We start from the raw sequence: 15,841 nt of genomic DNA, 5'->3' as shown, positions 1-15,841 counted from the left end.
ACAGGGCTGGTGGAGGCCCGCTCGCTGGCCGGCCTCCATTTGCCACGATCGGCAGGTCGGTCAGAAGTTGTAGCGTACGCCCACGCGATAGCGCCGGCCGATCACGTCGTAATAGACCGAGTTGTTGTTGCCGTTCCACAAGGGCGGCGGCATCACATCGAACAGATTGGTGACGTTGCCATAGACCTGGAGCGTGCGCGGCCCGTTTTTGATCAGATCGAAACTGGCGCCGATATTGGTGTAAAACCGTGATGGCACGCGGTTGATGTTGATGCTGTTGACCAGATTGACGCTATAGCCTGGGTCTTCCGGCCCGATCAGCGACGCATCGTATTTGCCGCCCGAGATGAAATGCCCCTGCAGGTTGAGCGTGAGGCGGCGCAGCGTCAGCGAGGCGAACCCGTCAACCACCCAGGATGGTACCCCGTTGAGGCCGTTGTCGCCAGCCCGGTTGACCGGCGTGGTTGTGCCCGGCATCAGCACCGCGCTATTGGTCAGCTTGATGGTATGTGTGGCGAGGCCGCGCAGATCGAGCGACGAATCCGCGCCCAGGTTGGTGTGATAGCTGGCTTCGAAATCCAGGCCTTTGAGATCCTGGCGGTTGAGATTGAGATAGAGCACCGACACCGACTGGAGAATGCCGCTGGAATTGCGTGTCACCAGGCCACAGATATCGGCAGCGCCGGTGGTGTTGCAGGTATTGACGATGACCTGCGCGCCCAGCGTGGCGATCGCGTCGCGGATGCTGATCTTGTAGTAATCCGCCGAAAGCCGCAGCCCGCGCAGCGCCCCGCCGGGTTGCAGCGTGATCCCCGTGGTAAACGTGCGGGCCTTTTCCGGGTGCAGGTTGATGTTGCCGCCGGTGTAGATCGTGGCGAACACTTGCGAGCCGGTCTTGGTATCGGACAGCGCGCCCACGCCCGTGACCGGGGTGGTGAACAGTTCGGCCGTGTTGGGCGCGCGGATATCCTGCGATTCCGTCACCCGCAGCAGCACCCCATCGATCGGCGCATAGGTGCCGCCGATCTTCCACGTGGTGGCGTTGAAGCTGTTGGATACTGTCAGGTTGGCGGTGTTGTAATGGGTGCGGCGGATCGCCCCGTTGAGGTCAAGGCTGCGGCCAAGCGGGCTGTCCTTGAGCAGCGGCAGGCCCGCTTCGACATAGCCCTCGATCACGTTGACGTGGCCGCGCGTGGGCGTGGCGTTGTAGACGTAAAAGCCATTGGCGGCCGAGATCGGGTCGACGGTGATCGACAGCTGATCGCGCCGCGCTTCCACCCCGGTGGCGAGCGTCATCGGCCCGGCCCAGCCTTCGAACAGCGTGCCATGCACGTTTCCGGCGCCCGCCCACTGGCTGAACCGCGTGTGCTGATAGGTCGTGCCAAAGGCATAGGCCTTGGCCTCGGGCGAGAACTGCCCTTGGCCCAGGATATCGAGCGGCCGGCACGCCGTGTTGGGATCGGTGAGCGCGACGCGGCAGATCGGCTTGCCCGTGACGGGATCGGCCACGGCATCGATCGCCTTGGCATAGTTGGCCGTGATGCGATCGTTGACCGTGGACTGGGTATAATCGGTCACGCCATACTGGACGTAGCCATCCCATGCCCAGGTGCCACCCAGCTTGCCGTTGGCGCCGGTGACGATGCGGAAGGTGTCGCGCTTGGACACGCTGTTCATCTGCCCGAAATCGGTGCCGAGCTTGCCGATGACGAGACCGGTAATCCCATTGGCCTGCATCGTCTGCTTGATCGCGTTGGGCAGGAACGGATTGTCGATCCTGATCAGGCTGCCGTTGCCAGGGAAACCGCCATCGCGCACTTCGGGCCCGCTGGTATATCCGGCGACATGGCCATAGCTCATGTCGATGAAGCCCGTGAAAGCGGGCGAGGCTTCGTATTCGAAATGGCCGAACGCGTTGTAGCGCGTGACCGGGATCGACAGCGCGGGATCGCCGAAGAAGCTGTTGAGGCCGGCACCCGTGCCACCCTCCATGAACAAGGCCCCGGCGTTCTGGCCATAGGAGAACGGCACGGGGTTGCCATTGGCATCGAACTGCAAACCGCCGAGCGGCCCACCGCGCGCGGCCGAGCGCGTGCCGGCAGCATTGACCACGCCGGTGATCAACCCGCCCGGCGTGAGTGTGGCGGTGTGCACGTTATAGGCAATGTTGTTGGCCGGCCGCCCGTTGACACCAGCGGTCTGGGTCAGATTGCCCACCTCGTTCGAGCAGTTGGTGCGGGTGTAGCATCCGCCCACGCCCAGATCCTTGTCGTATTCCGCGCCGAACACGGCGTGGCCGCGGCCGTCGGCAAAGCTGGTACCAGCGGCGATCTGGGCCACGTAGTTGTTGCCATCGCCGCGATCGGTCACACCATATTCGAAATTGCTGCGCACCCCTTCGAGATGCTTGTTGAGGATGATGTTGATCACCCCCGAAACCGCGTCGGAGCCATAGGCGGCAGAGGCGCCGCCGGTGACGATATCGGCGCGTTCGATCAGCAGCGTGGGGATCAGGTTGAGATCGACCGTGCCGGTGGACGTGCTGGGGGCAAAGCGCCGGCTGTCGACCAGCACCAGCGTGCGGCTTTGGCCAAGACCGCGCAGATCGGCGATGCGGGCGCCCGCATTGACCGGGCTGATATTGGACCCCACGGTCGAATTCGATGGCGAGGACGATGCGCGGAACGAGGGCAGCGTGGCCAGGGCTTCGCCAATGTTGGTCGAGCCCATCTTTTGCAGCCGCTCGGTGCCCAGCGTGGTAACCGGCGTGGGCGCGTTAAACGAGGAGTTGGCAAGGCGCGAACCGGTGACGATGATCGCCTGCTCTTCGGTGCGTTCGGCCCCAGCGGGCTGATCAGCGGGCAGATCGGCGGAGGGGGCCGGCGTTGCGGCGGGGGCCTCTTGCGCCGCGGCGCATGATGGCAGCGCGGCAAGGCCAAGCGCGGCACTGGCGAGCAGCCTGGCGTGGCGGGCGGAAGCGTTGGCAGTCTTACCCTTCATGATGGCGTCCTCTCTCGTTCCCCGATTGCAGGTTCGGGGTTTATGGTTCTGATGATGGCATTCGTGCGGGGGGTGGTGGCTGGGCGCCTCGATCACCGCACGAGGTAATAGCGAAACAGCGAATGGTCGGGCGGATCGCTGGGCGATACGTGCGGCCGCCGCACGCCGACCCCAACCAGCACGCTGCGGTTGAGCCATTCGTGCGGCCCGGTCGGCGCGCGGAAATAGGGCGTGCAGCGGAAATAGCGCGGGATGGCTGGCGTATCGTCGGCCATGCCGGGAAGCCGCAGCGGTCCGTGCACATAGCCACGGTTGTGGATGTAGATATGGGCGCCGTCGTCGGCCTCGATCATGTAGTGGGCGTTCAACTCGACCACGCCGTCGGCGCGCACGATCGGCCAATCCGCGCCACTGAAATCGACCAGCCGGCCGTTGAGCCGTGGCCCCGACACGATGCAGTCTGCGCCGACCGAGGTGTAGCCGGCGCTGGCTCCGCCCGAAATCGGCCAGACCCAGCGCTTGTCGAAATTGATGCGGATATCGAACGCGTGCTCGGCATGCAGCGCAAGATTGTCGGCGTGGTCCATGACCTAGTCCTCCTTGGCCGGAACAACCGGCAGCAGCAGGTGCGATGGGTGTGCCGCGCCCAGGTGCAGCACGTGGCGCCCGGCGTTGCGGGTCTGCTCGTGACGGGCAAAAGGCAGGCCGGGCAGGCCTTTGTCGGGAATGTCACGCCCCTGGATCACCAGGCGCAGGCTTTCCCCGGCGGCAAAGCGGGTGGACGACGGCCAGATCTCGATATCGACCGGCACGATTTCACCGGGGCGCAGGCGCTGCTCGGCCGTATGCGGATGAAACGGCTGTAGCGCGGTGCTGCGCTGTGGATCGGTGGCGCGATGGCTGGCGCGCAACCAGCCCAGGGCAACCGGCCCGTCTTCGAAAAAGGCGTAGAAGGTCTGTCCCACAGGCGCGCCGGTGGCGTCATGCTTTTGCAGGGCAACGAACAGGTCCATGTCATCGGCGCCCTCGGCCTCCACCCACAGGCGCAAGGCGGCATGGCCGGTGATCTCGGTATCCTGGGCAAAGCGGTGCTCGAACACGGCGCTGCCGGTTTGCGCATCATAGGCCGTTTTGCCTGCCGCTTGCGGTGCGGCCAGGTGCAGTCCACCGTCGGCGCCTAGCCACAGCGGCGTCGGCTCGATGCGGGCCGGCGGCCATTCGGCCTCGTCGCGCCACTCGGCAATATCGTGGCGATCGCGCACTTCGATCCGCACGCGCGGCCAGGCCGCCAGGCTGGTTGCGCGGCCAAGCAGGAAGTGATCGAAAAACGCTTCGCGCCCGGCCTGGCTCTCGGGCCGGTAATAGTTGGCCCACTTCTTTTGACCGTGCACGGTCAGCCATTTTTGCGGGCTGGCCATGGCCTTGAACGCTTCGAGCGTGCCACGGGTGTGCAGCCCCTGGTCCGACCAGCTTGCCACGACCCAGGCAGGGGTGCGGATCGCGCCGAGGTCGATTTCCTTGCCCTGCCAGAACGCATCGTGGAGCGGGTGGGCCTGGGCATTGGCCCAGGTGTCTTCGGTTTGGCCCAGCGAATAGGCGATGTTGTCCGACGCGCGGGGCAGGAACCCGGTTTCGAGAATGCCGCCGTGATAGGCAAATTCGCGATACCAGTCGGTAAAGCCTTCCCACGGATTGATCGCTGCCAGCGCGGGCGGGGCCAGCGCCGCCACCCAGAACTGGATCGCGGCGAGATAGGAGACCCCGGTCATCCCGATCTTGCCGTTGGACCAGGGCTGCTCTGCCAGCCAGGCGATGGTATCGGCGCAGTCCTGCGCCTCTACCGCGCCATTGTGGTGGAAATCCCCTTCGGAAAGCCAGGCGCCGCGCGGATCGACTACTGCCACGGCATAGCCGCGTGGGCACCAGGCGAGGGGGTCGGCGCCTTCGAACGGCGTCAGCGGCGAAAGCCAGGCGGGATCGACGCCGGAATGGGGCCAGAACACCCGGTTGCTGCGGGCGTGCTTGCCATAGGGGCTCCACGACAGCAGGCAGGGCAGGTCTGCCAGGCCCGCCGTTCCTGCCGGGCGATAGATGTCTGCGAAGATGCGCACGCCATCGCGCAGCGGGATCGCCACGTTGCGTTCGATCACCAGCCCGGCATCATGCTCTATCGCATGATCGCGCGGCGGCAGGGGCGGCTTGCCCGGCGCGCTATGGGGATCCTTGCCGGGGCGCATGAGCGGGGCAAACGCGGGCGCAACCATCACATCACCACGAAGTAGTGAATGCGGTTGGCGTTGGGGATCTTTTCCGCCACGCCGATGAACACGTGCTGGCTCATCCAGGCATGAGGCCCCTCGGGCGCTTCGAACCGGGGCGCCACGCGCATGTAGTAATCGTCGGTGCCCACGTCCTCGTTGCGGGCCATGCGCGCCGCGATTTCGGGGCTGCGTGCCCAGCGATAACCGCGGTTCTGCATATAGATCACCGCGCCATCATCGGCTTCGAGCAAGTAGCGCGCATCGAAATCGATCACGCCGTTGGGGCGCTGCAACGGGAAATCGCCACCCGACATCGGGATCACCCGGCCGTTGAGGCGTGGCCCCTCGATCGTGCCCTTGGCCGCATAGATCGCCGCGCGGGTATCGCCAATGGCAGAGGGTTCGATCCAGCGCAGACCGGCGAGATCGATCGAGATGGTAAAGGCAAATTCGCAGCGCGGCGCGAACGGATGGTCGGACGCAAGGGGGTGCGCCGACACCGGGGGGTGTGCCGGCGCAGGGGGGTGGGATTCGGCCAAGCGATCCTCTCCTGAATAGTTTTGCGAGTTGTTGATTTCTCACTATGTCAGGTGTTGATACATCCACAAGTCTGGCATGACAAGGGGCATTCTTTTGGCTATGGCGATGGGCATGGACACGGACAGCGCCAGTGAAAATCCCAGCCACGCGCGCGTCGCGGATGACAGTTCCCTCGTGCCGGGCCAGAGTGACGGGCACGCGATGCTGGCCGCGTCAGAGCGGCGCTGGCAGCTGTTCGGGCTGAGCCATCTGCCCTATCGGGTCCTGCTGCTGGCCAAGATGATCGACCGCGTCACCTCGCAACACGTGCGCGACCGCGCGGCCATGTCGCTGGCGGAATGGCGCGTCATCTCCCACGTCGAACTGATGAAGCAATGCAGCGCCGCCGAAATTGCCGAGGCGGCATTTGTTGATCGTTCCGAGGTGAGTCGCGCGGTTGCCGCGCTCGAGTCGCGCAAGCTGATCCAGCGCGATCCCAACCCGCGCAACCGCAAGAGCAGCCTGATCTCGCTGACGCCGGAAGGAAAGGCGATCTACGCCATGGTGCGTGAAGAACGCACCCATATGTACGAGGAATGGCTGGAAGACCTGTCGAGCGAAGACCGCGCCCAACTCGACACCGCACTGCGCACGGTGATGCGCCGGATTGTGCTGTCAAACCCGGATGCGCTGAAGGCGTGAAGCCGCGACATCGCGGTTTCATGCGGTCGTTTCGACCTGGCCATAGGCCTATCCAATGGCATCAGAGGTAAAATGTATTTCTGGCTGATAGCGCGCTGCCGTATCGCGGGCCGATAAGGCGGTGCAGGAGAGGATGCATGCGGGCGATTATCCGTCATTCCGGCAGGTATGAGTCCGAGTGTCGCTACGTTCTCCCAATGCTCCAATACATTCAAAACGCTGAGCTGCGACGCGCTACGACGCGGCTTGCCAGCGCAAGGAATAGAATGATGCGCAAGGTAATTCTGGCCAAAACTCTCGCGGTCGTGGTTTGTGCGGCGATGGCGGGCAGCGCTGTTGCCTCCACCAAGCCGGCAACAGCGGCGGCGGCCAGCACCGCCCCCGCGCAAGCGTCAGATGGGCTGTTGCTGCTCGGGACGTCCGGCGGCCCCCTGGCGCGCGCCGATCGCGCTGGCATTGCCACGCTGCTGACGATTGGCGGCCGGAATTATCTCGTCGATGCGGGCGAAGGAGTGGTGCATCAACTGGGCAAGGCAGGAATGCAGGCTCCCGCAGCGCCGATCGTTTTCCTCACCCACTTGCACGATGATCACTATGCCGGGCTGCCAGGGCTGGCATCTTTCAGCTATACGCTGCGCGCGCCACGTCTTGATGTCTATGGCCCGGCTGGCACCGTCGATTTGGTCAGGGGTGTGGCCCAGGTCATGGTTCCCAACGCTCGCATCCGCATGGCTGAGCAGGGATTGAAACACACCCCCGCAGAGTTCGTGGTGGCCCATGAATATGGGGCGGGCACCATCTTCGACGATGGCAACGTGAGCGTGTCGGCCGTGGTCAACACGCACTTTGACTTTCCTGACGGAAGCCCGGCGGCGGTCAACAAGTCGTATTCTTTGCGCTTTGACGCAAAGGGGCACTCGATCGTGTTCACCGGCGATACCGGTCCCTCTCAAGCAGTGGCGACGCTGGCCAAAGGCGCCGACGTTCTGGTTTCGGAAATGGCCTCGAACGCTGATCGTGCGGCGGTGCCGCCGTTTGTGCGACCACACATGGACCGCGAACATCTCTCGCCGCTGGAAGTGGGCAAGCTGGCCGCAGCGGCAGGAGTAAAGACCCTGGTCCTCACGCATATTGGCATCACCGATCCGTCGGACGTCGCTGAAATTCGCAGCGTTTTCAAAGGGCGGATCATCGTGGGTGCAGACCTGACCAAAGTTGCGCTTTGATCGGTTTCCACCGGCGAATTACCCACGCTTCTGCCATTTCACCGGGATGCGCAGATACGTGACGCCGTTCGCGTCGGCCGGTTGGAATTGGCCGGCCCGAATATTGACCTGAATCGAGGGGAGCAGCAGCTTGGGGACCGACAGCCCGGCGTCACGCTGCTCCCGCATGGCGACGAAATCGTCCTCGCTCACGCCGTCGTGAACGTGGATGCTGGATCGGCGCTGTTCGCCCACGGTCGTTTCCCAGCGGTAGTCATTGCGGCCCGGCGCCTTGTAGTCGTGGCAGAGGAACAGCCGCGTCGCATCGGGCAGGGCCAGCAGACGGCGGATCGAGCGATAGAGCGTGCGGGCGTCTCCGCCCGGGAAATCGGCGCGCGCGGTGCCATAGTCAGGCATGAACAGCGTATCGCCCACGAATGCTGCATCGCCAATGTGATAGGCCACGTCGGCCGGCGTGTGGCCGGGCACATGCAGCACCTCAACCTCCAGTTCCCCGATGGCAAAACGCTCACCATCCGCGAACAGCCGATCGAAATCCGAACCGTCGGTCTTAAGATCGTCCATGGCGAACACGGGCCGGAAAATCTTCTGCACGTCGCGGATATGCACGCCGATCCCGATCCAGGCGCCGGTATGTGCCTTGATGAACGGTGCCGCCGACAGATGATCAGCGTGGGCGTGCGTTTCCAGCACCATGGCGATCCGCCAGTCATGCGCCTGGGCGAAGGCCAGGATCTGCGCGGCCGAGCGCGTGTCGGCGATTCCGCCAGCCATGTCGAAGTCGAGCACGGGGTCGATCACTGCCGCTGTGCGCGTAGCCGGGTCTGCAACCAGGTAGCTGATCGTGTTGGTCGGTTCGTCGAAGAACGCCTGGATAAAGGGCTGTGCCATCATTTCCTCCGTTAGCCCTTGCTAATATATTAGGATATGCTACTTTAGCAATATCTAATGGAACGGCGCTGATGGTCAGGCCCCTGATGGATCTGGCGACGTTCTAGGCCAAGGCCGGGCAGGTCACCGATACGCTTGAGGCGCTCGGCAATGCACGCCGGCTGATGCTGCAAGGAGTGATGCGATGACGCTTGCCAACCTTTCCCCCCTAGATGCCCGCGCCGCGATCGATACTGGCGCTCGTCTGGTCGATGTGCGCGGCGCCGATGAACACGCGTGCGAGCGTATTCCCGGTGCCGTCAACATCCCGCTGGACCGCATCGGCGATCTGCCGCGGGACGATCGGCCAGTCGTTTTCCACTGCAAGTCAGGAATGCGGACTGCCGCCAATGCAGCCCAGCTCGCCGCCGCAGCCGGGGGCGCACCTGCCTTCATTCTCGGCGGCGGGATCGACGCCTGGCGGCAGGCTGGCCACCCTACGGTGATCGACCGGGCGCAGCCGCTGGAGATCATGCGCCAGGTGCAGATTACCGCGGGCGCGCTGGTGCTGGCCGGGGTGCTGCTTGGCGTGCTCGTCGCGCCGGGCTTTTTCGCGCTGTCGGCGTTCGTGGGCGCAGGGCTGATGTTTGCCGGCGTGACGGGATGGTGCGGCATGGCCCATCTGCTGCGGGTGATGCCATGGAACCGGCGGGCTGGTGTCTTGCGGTGATCATGCACTCCGCCACTGTCCTCGCAGCGCTCCTGTCGGGCGGCGTGATCGGTTTGATCCTTGGCCTGGTCGGGGGAGGGGGATCGATTCTGGCCGTGCCGCTGTTGGTCTATGTCGTGCGGATTGGTTCGCCGCACGCCGCCATCGGCACCGCCGCTGTCGCTGTCACCGTCAATGCGCTGGCCAGTTTGGTCGGTCATGCGCGCGGCGGGCGGGTGAAGTGGCGCTGTGCCAGCGTCTTTGCCCTGTCGGGCATGGCAGGCGCGGCATTGGGTGCCGAACTGGGCAAGGCTGTTGACGGCAAACGGTTGCTGGTGCTGTTCGGGCTGTTGATGATCGGCGTGGGCCTGTTGATGTTGCGCAAGCGGCGTGGGCAGGAGGCGCCCGACGTGCGGCTGACCCGCGAAAGCGCGGCAAAGCTGTTGCCGCGCCTGGTTCCGATTGGCTTTGCGGTTGGCCTGGCTGCAGGGTTTTTTGGCATTGGCGGCGGGTTTCTGATCGTGCCGGGGCTGATTCTGGCCACCGCCATGCCGCTGCCGCTTGCCATCGGCACGTCGCTCGCCGTGGTCAGCGCGCTGGGCTTCACCACTGCGGCATCGTACGCCCTGTCAGGGCTGGTGGATTGGAACGTGACGGCATTGCTGGTTGCCGGTGGCGTCATCGGTACGATGGCGGGCATCGCGCTCGGCAAGATCATCGGTACGCACAAGGGGCTGCTAGAGCGCGGGTTTGCCGCCGTGGTCATCGCGGTGGGCACCTATGTGACGCTGTCCTCGCTCTGACCGGCGCTGTTCCATAGCGGTTCGCACCATCGCATTTTGCCCGTCGATTTTGGGCCAAAGCGCGATGACCTTCGGCAATAGCGGTAGCAGGCGTTCTGGCTGGTCCGTACACTGGCTCGCCTGAAACCGGAGCCAAGCACCATGATCAGACGCACAGTTGCGGTCATGCTGGCATCGAGCATAGCCTTGTTCATCGTTGCGCTGGTGATGGCGGCGCATGCCCGGCCGGCTGCCGATGCGGCTATCGCCTTTGCGGGGCGCGGCAGTGCCATCTTGGTTGCTGGCGCGGCCGGACTGCTTTTCGCGCAGGCGCTCGGAACGCGCCGTCGATCGTCGTGACGCGTCTGCCGTCCTGTGTGGCCGGGGCGGGCGCTGCCTGGTACACGCGCGGTGTGGAACTGGCCGCATGAGCATTCTCGAGCGCGCCGAATACCTCTTCCATGGCACGGCGGCACGGGGAAGGGCTGACGAATTTCAACCCGTGCGCTGGTGGTTGACCGAGACGGACTGGCACCGGCTGCTGGCCGAGCGGGCCAAGCTCGAGATCATGCCCGGCTATGCGCTGATGCGGCGGCTGTTCGGTCTGCCAATCGCGATCGACTATTACAACCAGGGATCGCGCCTGGTCACCCGGGACGGCACGGCGATCCCGTTCTGGCCCGTCGCCAGTTCGTGAAAGAACCGCTGGTGCCTGGGGGCAACTGCTGTAGTCCAGCTCATGTATCTGAACAGGCTGACTTTATGCGTGATGCGGCACTGCTTGGAATCGGGATCAGCCGCCGGTCGAAGGAATCGCGAAGCCTGCTCCCCCCAGTCAGCTGAGGCTGGCTTTCGACGGTGTTGCCAAGCAGCCACAGCTGAAAATCTCTTGCGGGCGCTCCAATGAGCCTCTGGATCATTCCTATAATATGTTATATAACATAACTTGATGGCGCGAAACGCGTTGCAGGTTTGGAGAGGGAAAATGACTGCATATCGAGTGAAACCATGGCTGGCGTGCGCTTTGCTGGGCACCTCGGCCCTTTGCGCGATCCCGGCGTTCGCTGCCGATGCGCAGGAACAGCCAGCCGCTGCATCGGCTTCCGCTGCCCCGAGCGATCCCGACGTCAAGGACATCGTCGTCACCGCGCAGCGCCGTCGTGAAAGCGTGCAGAGCGTTAACATCGCCGTGACGGCACTTTCGGGTGACGCCCTGACCGAAAAGCGCGTGGCCCGTGCGCTCGATTTGCAGACCGCCGCGCCCGGCATCACCATTTCGCGTTCCGGCATCACCGACAGCTTCAACATTCGCGGCATCGGGCTTGCTTCCGCTTCGCCGCAGGTAACCAACGGGGTCGCCACCTATATCGATGGCGTGTTCCAGACCCCGATCGTGTCAAACGGGCAGTTCTACGACATGGCTGGCGCGGAAGTGCTGCGCGGGCCGCAGGGCACGCTGTCGGGTGCCAATTCCACCGGTGGCGCCGTCTACCTCACCACGCAGCGTCCGCAGCTGGGCAAGCTGGGTGGCTATGCCAGCGCCAATTACGGCAATTACAACAATGCCGGCATCAACGGCGCGCTGAACCTGCCGGTGGGTGATAACTTCGCCATCCGTGCTTCTGGCCTGTTCAATCGCCATGATGCCTGGTTCAAGGATATCGGGCCGGCCAAGAACCAGCCAGAACGGCTCAACGAAATTGATGGTCGCGTGCAGGCGCTGTGGAAGCTTGGCGGGTTTCAGGCCAACTTGAAGGTTGAGGCGGTGCAGCGTCGCACCGGCGGTTTTGCGCTGCAGCCGATCAACACCACGCTGGCCAACAATCCCTATGTCGTGGGCCGCACCAACACCCCCTGGACGGTGAGCTATGACTCGCCGGTCGCCAACTTCGAGCGCGCCTTCACCACGATGCTGGAAGCGAAGTACCAGTTCGATGGCGGGCTGACGCTGCGCTCGGTCACGGCCTATCAGAACAAGCGCCTGGCGGCTGTGTCGGAAACCGACGCCACCTCGATCAACCCCACCAACTGGGCCAGCTATCCCGCGCTGGCTGCGCTGGGCAAGGTGCAGAACCAGGTGGTTGGCGCCAATAACGTGCGCGAGCGCGTTTACAGCCAGGAAATCAACATCATCTCGCCCGACAGCGGCGCATTCAAGTATGTGCTGGGCGGCTATGCGCAGCGCAACAAGATTGATCTGCGCAACTGGAACAGCACCAACGGCGCGTTCACCACACTGCCCCAGCCGATGACCAACAAGGTGTTGCTGGGCGTATTCGGGCAGGCCAGCTATCAGTTGGCGCCCAAGTTCTCGGTCGATGCCGGTTTGCGCTATTCGCATTTCCACGTTGATGGCTTTGGCGCGGTCTATCGCGCCGCGCCGGGCTCCACCATCACCCAGGTGATGACGGTGCCGCCGGTAGGTGCCTCGGTGCTGGTGCCGCAGACCGGTAACGAGGGCGATGGCCGCATGACCGGCAAGCTCGCGCTAAACTTCAAGCCCGATGCCGACAACCTGCTGTTTGTCTTTGCCGCGCGCGGTTACAAGAATGGCGGCATCAACCCGCCGGGCGGCAGCTTTCGCCCGGAAACGGTGTGGGACTATGAAGCGGGCTGGAAATCCAGCTTCTTCGATCGCCGGTTGAAGACGCAGATCGGCGCGTTCTACATGAAGTATAACAACTTCCAGATGGACGTGATCAATCCGCTGTCGGGCCAGAGCGGCGTGGTCAATCTCGCCAACTCCGACATCAAGGGGTTTGAGGCCAGCTTCCAGGGCAAGTTCGATGCCCTGTCGGTGGATGGTGGCCTGTCGTTCGTCGACAGTTCGCTCAGCGCGCTCTCGCTCGTCAACAAGTGGGCGATCCCGGCTGGTGTAAGCACGCCGCAGTGCAATCCGGCAGGCACGCCGGGCACGGTCGGCAACGGCTGCTTCAACTATGTGATCACGAGCACGTCGGGCGGGCCGAACCTCTACAGCCCGAAGTGGACGTGGAACGTGTCAGCCGCCTATCGCATCGACCTGGGTGGTGAACGCACGCTGACCCCGCGCCTGGGCTATGCCTACATCGGGTCGCAGTGGGCCTATCCCACCTATCAGGCGGCTACCGACCTGATCGCGGCGCGCGGGTTGCTCCAGGGCAGCATCACGCTCGACATGGGGGGCTTCAAGGCCGAGGTCTATGGCACCAACCTGGCCAACAAGTTCTATGTCGCCGGGCAGAACGGCAAGAACGAACTCTATGGCGCGCCGCGCGAATATGGCGTGCGCTTCAGCAAGACGTTCTGATGGTGCGTCTCTTCCCGGCGGGGCGCTTGCCCTGCCGGGAAAGCATTATGGCGGGCACCACAATGCCCGCAGCAAAGGCACCAGTTCGGCCTTGAGATGCTCTGGCACCGCGGCATAGATGCGCGCTTCATGGGCGGAAAATTCTGCCACGATGCGTTCGGCCAGGTTTGTTCCGGCTGGGCTGAGGTGCAAAGTCTGGATGCGGCCGCGGCCCGGCCCGGTCACGACCAGTCCCCGTTCCACAAAGCGGCGGATGATCGGGTTGAGGTTGGGGCGCTTGATCGACAGCAGGCGCCCGCATTCGGCTTGTGACAGTCCTGGATTGCGGCCGATCAGCACCAGGATCGAGGCTTCCGATACGCCCACGCCCATTGGCTCGAGATGTTGCGCCAATTGGGCCAGGCGGCTGCTGGCGGCGCGGCGCAGAAGATAGCCGGGATAGGCGAGAAACGGATTGTCCATGGAAATATTCATCTCGATCTGATGCCGCCTGGGCAAGCGGAGCGGCGGAATTTGCCCCGCACAGGGCATGTTATTTATCATAACGCGATGGCGATCAAGCACCGAGCAAAGGAGTGGCGATGAAGCACAATCTGGCGATGGCCCCGTTGACCTTGGCAATTCTGCTCGCCGGGATTGGCCCAGCGCGTGCGGCGCAGGCCCAGTCCACGCAGGCCCCTTCCGCACAGGCCCCTTCCGCACAGGACTGTGCCGCCTTGGCCAAAGCCACGTTTCCCGATGCATCCACCACGCTGTCGCTGGCCGTCTTTCGTGCGGCAACGGCACAGGAGATGCCGGTGGTGGATGGCGCCCGCCCGGCTGCTGCAATCCCGGCAATGCCGGCGCATTGCGAAGTGATTGGCAAACTACAGGAACGCGCGGGTGCCAATGGGCAAATCTATGCGATCAAGTTTCACATGCGCCTGCCCGCCGCATGGAACGGCCGCTTTGTGTTCCAGGGCGGCGGTGGGTCTGATGGCAACCTGGGCGATGCGACGGGCGGCTTTTCCAGCCAACCGGGCGTGACCGCACTGGCACAGGGCTATGCCGTCGTTTCTTCAGACTCCGGGCATGATAACGCGGTCAACAACGATCCGGCGCGCCAGGGTATCGTGACGTTCGGCCATGACGCGCTGGCGCGGCACAACTATGGCTTTGGCTACATCGGCCCGGTGGTACAGGCGGGCAAGGCCTTGATCCAGGCCTATTATCGCCGCGCGCCAGCGTTCACCTATTTCGTTGGCGGCTCCAAGGGCGGCCAGGAAGCGATGATGGCGGTGCAGCGTTTCCCGCAGGAATTCGACGCCGCGCTGATCGGGTATCCGGGCTTTCATCTGGCCTATGCGTCCATTGCACAGCTGTGGGATGGACAGGCCTTTGGCGCTGTCGCCAAGGCCATGGGACAATTGGGCAACGATGGCTTGCCACTCGTCAACAAGGCGATGAGCGACCAGGACATTCTCTTGGCGCAGGGCGCGATCCTGAAGGCCTGCGATGCGCTCGACGGGCGCAGCGATGGCATGATCGAGCATTTTACCGCATGCACCACGGCGCGCGTCGTGCCCGAACTGGCCAAGATCACCTGCCCAAGCGACGATCCGGTACGCAAGACTGCCATGTGCCTGCTGCCGATGCAGGTTGCGGCGCTGCGCAAGGTGATGGGTGGGCCGCGCACCCGTGATGGCAAGCCAATCTATTCCGAATGGGCGTGGGATGCCGGCATTGGTGCAGCCACGGCCCATGGCGTGACGCAGGGTTGGCGGATCTGGAAAATGGGGGGTTATGCCTCACCCATCAACAACGGCGCCTTGCTGCGCCTGGGCGCGCCTACCAATTCGGCAGTCTTCCGCTCGCCGCCGCTCGACGTGGCGGCCGATGTCACCTCGCTGACCCGCTATGCGCTGAGCGCCGACATTGACGAGGCCTATCGCGCAGCGCATGTCAAATGGGGCACATTGCACGAAGCGCCGGTGGATTTCATGCATGCCGACGCAACCGATCTTTCGCCGTTCTATCGGCGTGGCGGCAAGATCATCGTGTTCCACGGTGTCAGCGATCCGGTGTTTTCGGTGCTCGATACGATCCGCTGGCTGTCCGCAGTGGACAGGCATGAGCACGGCAACTCTGCACGCTTCATCCGTTTTTACGCGGTTCCGGGCATGAACCACGGGCGCGGTGGCCCGGCAACCGATCGGTTCGATATCTTCTCGTCGCTGGTCGCTTGGCGCGAAAAGGGTATTGCGCCGCAGGCGATCACCGCCACGGCCGGTGAGGACAGCCCGTGGCCAGGGCGCACCCGCCTGCTGTGCCCCTATCCGCAATGGCCGCATGCACGCGCAGGCAAAAGCGAAAGCGCGGCTTCGTCAGTCTGCCGGTAACGGCGACGACCGGGGATTTGCTGCGCAACATCGAGCCCAATGTACCTGGCTAAAGTGTGACGGAAAACGTTGTCAGTCGTGCGTTAGGTTTGTATCACTCGGCCA

At 63.9% G+C, this 15,841-nt stretch carries 14 protein-coding genes; 8 read left to right on the top strand and 6 right to left on the bottom strand.

Annotated elements, in window-relative coordinates; translation table 11 throughout:
- Nucleotides 1-60: 60 nt before the first annotated feature.
- From ABIC78_RS08015 to ABIC78_RS08000, 4 genes are all read right to left on the bottom strand, one after another.
- The gene (locus tag ABIC78_RS08015) at nucleotides 61-3,000 is read right to left on the bottom strand and encodes a TonB-dependent receptor plug domain-containing protein (protein WP_354488770.1); all 2,940 of its coding nucleotides are present in this window, start codon (nucleotides 2,998-3,000) and stop codon (nucleotides 61-63) included.
- Between the two features lie 92 nt (nucleotides 3,001-3,092).
- Nucleotides 3,093-3,587 carry a DUF3237 domain-containing protein gene (locus ABIC78_RS08010; protein ID WP_354488768.1) on the bottom strand — a complete coding sequence of 165 codons (495 nt, stop codon included), beginning with the start codon at nucleotides 3,585-3,587 and terminating at the stop codon, nucleotides 3,093-3,095.
- 3 nt (nucleotides 3,588-3,590) lie between these two features.
- Complete coding sequence (locus ABIC78_RS08005; RefSeq protein ID WP_354488766.1) at nucleotides 3,591-5,264, bottom strand: CocE/NonD family hydrolase; 1,674 nt, start codon at nucleotides 5,262-5,264, stop codon at nucleotides 3,591-3,593.
- Complete coding sequence (locus ABIC78_RS08000) at nucleotides 5,264-5,800, bottom strand: DUF3237 family protein (RefSeq protein WP_169041187.1); 537 nt, start codon at nucleotides 5,798-5,800, stop codon at nucleotides 5,264-5,266. Before ABIC78_RS08000 ends, ABIC78_RS08005 begins: the two co-directional genes overlap by 1 nt.
- Before the next feature lie 112 nt (nucleotides 5,801-5,912).
- Here ABIC78_RS08000 and ABIC78_RS07995 point away from each other — a divergent pair, with 112 nt between their 5' ends.
- Together ABIC78_RS07995 and ABIC78_RS07990 are read left to right on the top strand one after the other, a co-directional pair.
- Nucleotides 5,913-6,482, top strand: a complete 570-nt coding sequence (locus tag ABIC78_RS07995) for a MarR family winged helix-turn-helix transcriptional regulator (protein ID WP_171798370.1) — start codon at nucleotides 5,913-5,915, stop codon at nucleotides 6,480-6,482.
- Nucleotides 6,483-6,751: 269 nt separating this feature from the next.
- On the top strand, nucleotides 6,752-7,708 hold the full coding sequence (locus ABIC78_RS07990) for an MBL fold metallo-hydrolase (RefSeq protein WP_354488763.1): 957 nt from the start codon (nucleotides 6,752-6,754) through the stop codon (nucleotides 7,706-7,708).
- Between the two features lie 18 nt (nucleotides 7,709-7,726).
- On the opposite strand, the gene ABIC78_RS07985 is transcribed toward ABIC78_RS07990, so the two are convergent.
- On the bottom strand, nucleotides 7,727-8,599 hold the full coding sequence (locus tag ABIC78_RS07985) for an MBL fold metallo-hydrolase (protein ID WP_354488761.1): 873 nt from the start codon (nucleotides 8,597-8,599) through the stop codon (nucleotides 7,727-7,729).
- Between the two features lie 184 nt (nucleotides 8,600-8,783).
- On the opposite strand from ABIC78_RS07985, the gene ABIC78_RS07980 reads away from it, so the two are divergent.
- From ABIC78_RS07980 to ABIC78_RS07960, 5 genes are all read left to right on the top strand, one after another.
- Nucleotides 8,784-9,308: a rhodanese family protein gene (locus ABIC78_RS07980; protein WP_354488759.1), complete on the top strand. Its 525-nt coding sequence runs from the start codon at nucleotides 8,784-8,786 to the stop codon at nucleotides 9,306-9,308.
- Between the two features lie 2 nt (nucleotides 9,309-9,310).
- The gene (locus ABIC78_RS07975) at nucleotides 9,311-10,090 is read left to right on the top strand and encodes a sulfite exporter TauE/SafE family protein (RefSeq protein WP_354488844.1); all 780 of its coding nucleotides are present in this window, start codon (nucleotides 9,311-9,313) and stop codon (nucleotides 10,088-10,090) included.
- 165 nt (nucleotides 10,091-10,255) lie between these two features.
- The gene (locus tag ABIC78_RS07970; RefSeq protein WP_354488757.1) at nucleotides 10,256-10,429 is read left to right on the top strand and encodes a hypothetical protein; all 174 of its coding nucleotides are present in this window, start codon (nucleotides 10,256-10,258) and stop codon (nucleotides 10,427-10,429) included.
- A 67-nt stretch (nucleotides 10,430-10,496) separates the two neighbouring features.
- Nucleotides 10,497-10,766, top strand: a complete 270-nt coding sequence (locus tag ABIC78_RS07965; RefSeq protein ID WP_171794216.1) for a hypothetical protein — start codon at nucleotides 10,497-10,499, stop codon at nucleotides 10,764-10,766.
- 288 nt (nucleotides 10,767-11,054) lie between these two features.
- Nucleotides 11,055-13,358, top strand: coding sequence for a TonB-dependent receptor (locus ABIC78_RS07960; RefSeq protein WP_354488755.1), 2,304 nt, complete (start codon nucleotides 11,055-11,057; stop codon nucleotides 13,356-13,358).
- 45 nt (nucleotides 13,359-13,403) lie between these two features.
- On the opposite strand, the gene ABIC78_RS07955 is transcribed toward ABIC78_RS07960, so the two are convergent.
- Nucleotides 13,404-13,820, bottom strand: a complete 417-nt coding sequence (locus ABIC78_RS07955; RefSeq protein ID WP_158271964.1) for a MarR family winged helix-turn-helix transcriptional regulator — start codon at nucleotides 13,818-13,820, stop codon at nucleotides 13,404-13,406.
- A 119-nt stretch (nucleotides 13,821-13,939) separates the two neighbouring features.
- Here ABIC78_RS07955 and ABIC78_RS07950 point away from each other — a divergent pair, with 119 nt between their 5' ends.
- Entirely contained in the window at nucleotides 13,940-15,736 is a 1,797-nt protein-coding gene (locus ABIC78_RS07950; protein ID WP_354488752.1) for a tannase/feruloyl esterase family alpha/beta hydrolase, read from the top strand.
- Nucleotides 15,737-15,841 lie beyond the last annotated feature (105 nt).

The organism is Novosphingobium sp. 1529, assembly GCF_040544855.1.
Classification (GTDB): domain Bacteria; phylum Pseudomonadota; class Alphaproteobacteria; order Sphingomonadales; family Sphingomonadaceae; genus Novosphingobium; species Novosphingobium capsulatum.
The sequence above is the reverse complement of the archived record's forward strand: the minus strand, read 5'-3'. Positions and strand labels throughout refer to the sequence as shown.

Excerpts from the sequence above, each read along its gene's own strand:
- ABIC78_RS07975 (WP_354488844.1), top strand. The coding sequence starts at position 9,311 with ATGCACTCCGCCACTGTCCTCGCAGCGCTCCTGTCGGGCGGCGTGATC.
- ABIC78_RS08010 (WP_354488768.1), bottom strand. The coding sequence starts at position 3,587 with ATGGACCACGCCGACAATCTTGCGCTGCATGCCGAGCACGCGTTCGAT.
- ABIC78_RS07950 (WP_354488752.1), top strand. The coding sequence starts at position 13,940 with ATGAAGCACAATCTGGCGATGGCCCCGTTGACCTTGGCAATTCTGCTC.
- ABIC78_RS07995 (WP_171798370.1), top strand. The coding sequence starts at position 5,913 with ATGGACACGGACAGCGCCAGTGAAAATCCCAGCCACGCGCGCGTCGCG.
- ABIC78_RS07965 (WP_171794216.1), top strand. The coding sequence starts at position 10,497 with ATGAGCATTCTCGAGCGCGCCGAATACCTCTTCCATGGCACGGCGGCA.
- ABIC78_RS07955 (WP_158271964.1), bottom strand. The coding sequence starts at position 13,820 with ATGGACAATCCGTTTCTCGCCTATCCCGGCTATCTTCTGCGCCGCGCC.
- ABIC78_RS07985 (WP_354488761.1), bottom strand. The coding sequence starts at position 8,599 with ATGGCACAGCCCTTTATCCAGGCGTTCTTCGACGAACCGACCAACACG.
- ABIC78_RS08005 (WP_354488766.1), bottom strand. The coding sequence starts at position 5,264 with ATGGTTGCGCCCGCGTTTGCCCCGCTCATGCGCCCCGGCAAGGATCCC.
- ABIC78_RS07970 (WP_354488757.1), top strand. The coding sequence starts at position 10,256 with ATGCTGGCATCGAGCATAGCCTTGTTCATCGTTGCGCTGGTGATGGCG.
- ABIC78_RS08015 (WP_354488770.1), bottom strand. The coding sequence starts at position 3,000 with ATGAAGGGTAAGACTGCCAACGCTTCCGCCCGCCACGCCAGGCTGCTC.
- ABIC78_RS07990 (WP_354488763.1), top strand. The coding sequence starts at position 6,752 with ATGCGCAAGGTAATTCTGGCCAAAACTCTCGCGGTCGTGGTTTGTGCG.
- ABIC78_RS07960 (WP_354488755.1), top strand. The coding sequence starts at position 11,055 with ATGACTGCATATCGAGTGAAACCATGGCTGGCGTGCGCTTTGCTGGGC.
- ABIC78_RS07980 (WP_354488759.1), top strand. The coding sequence starts at position 8,784 with ATGACGCTTGCCAACCTTTCCCCCCTAGATGCCCGCGCCGCGATCGAT.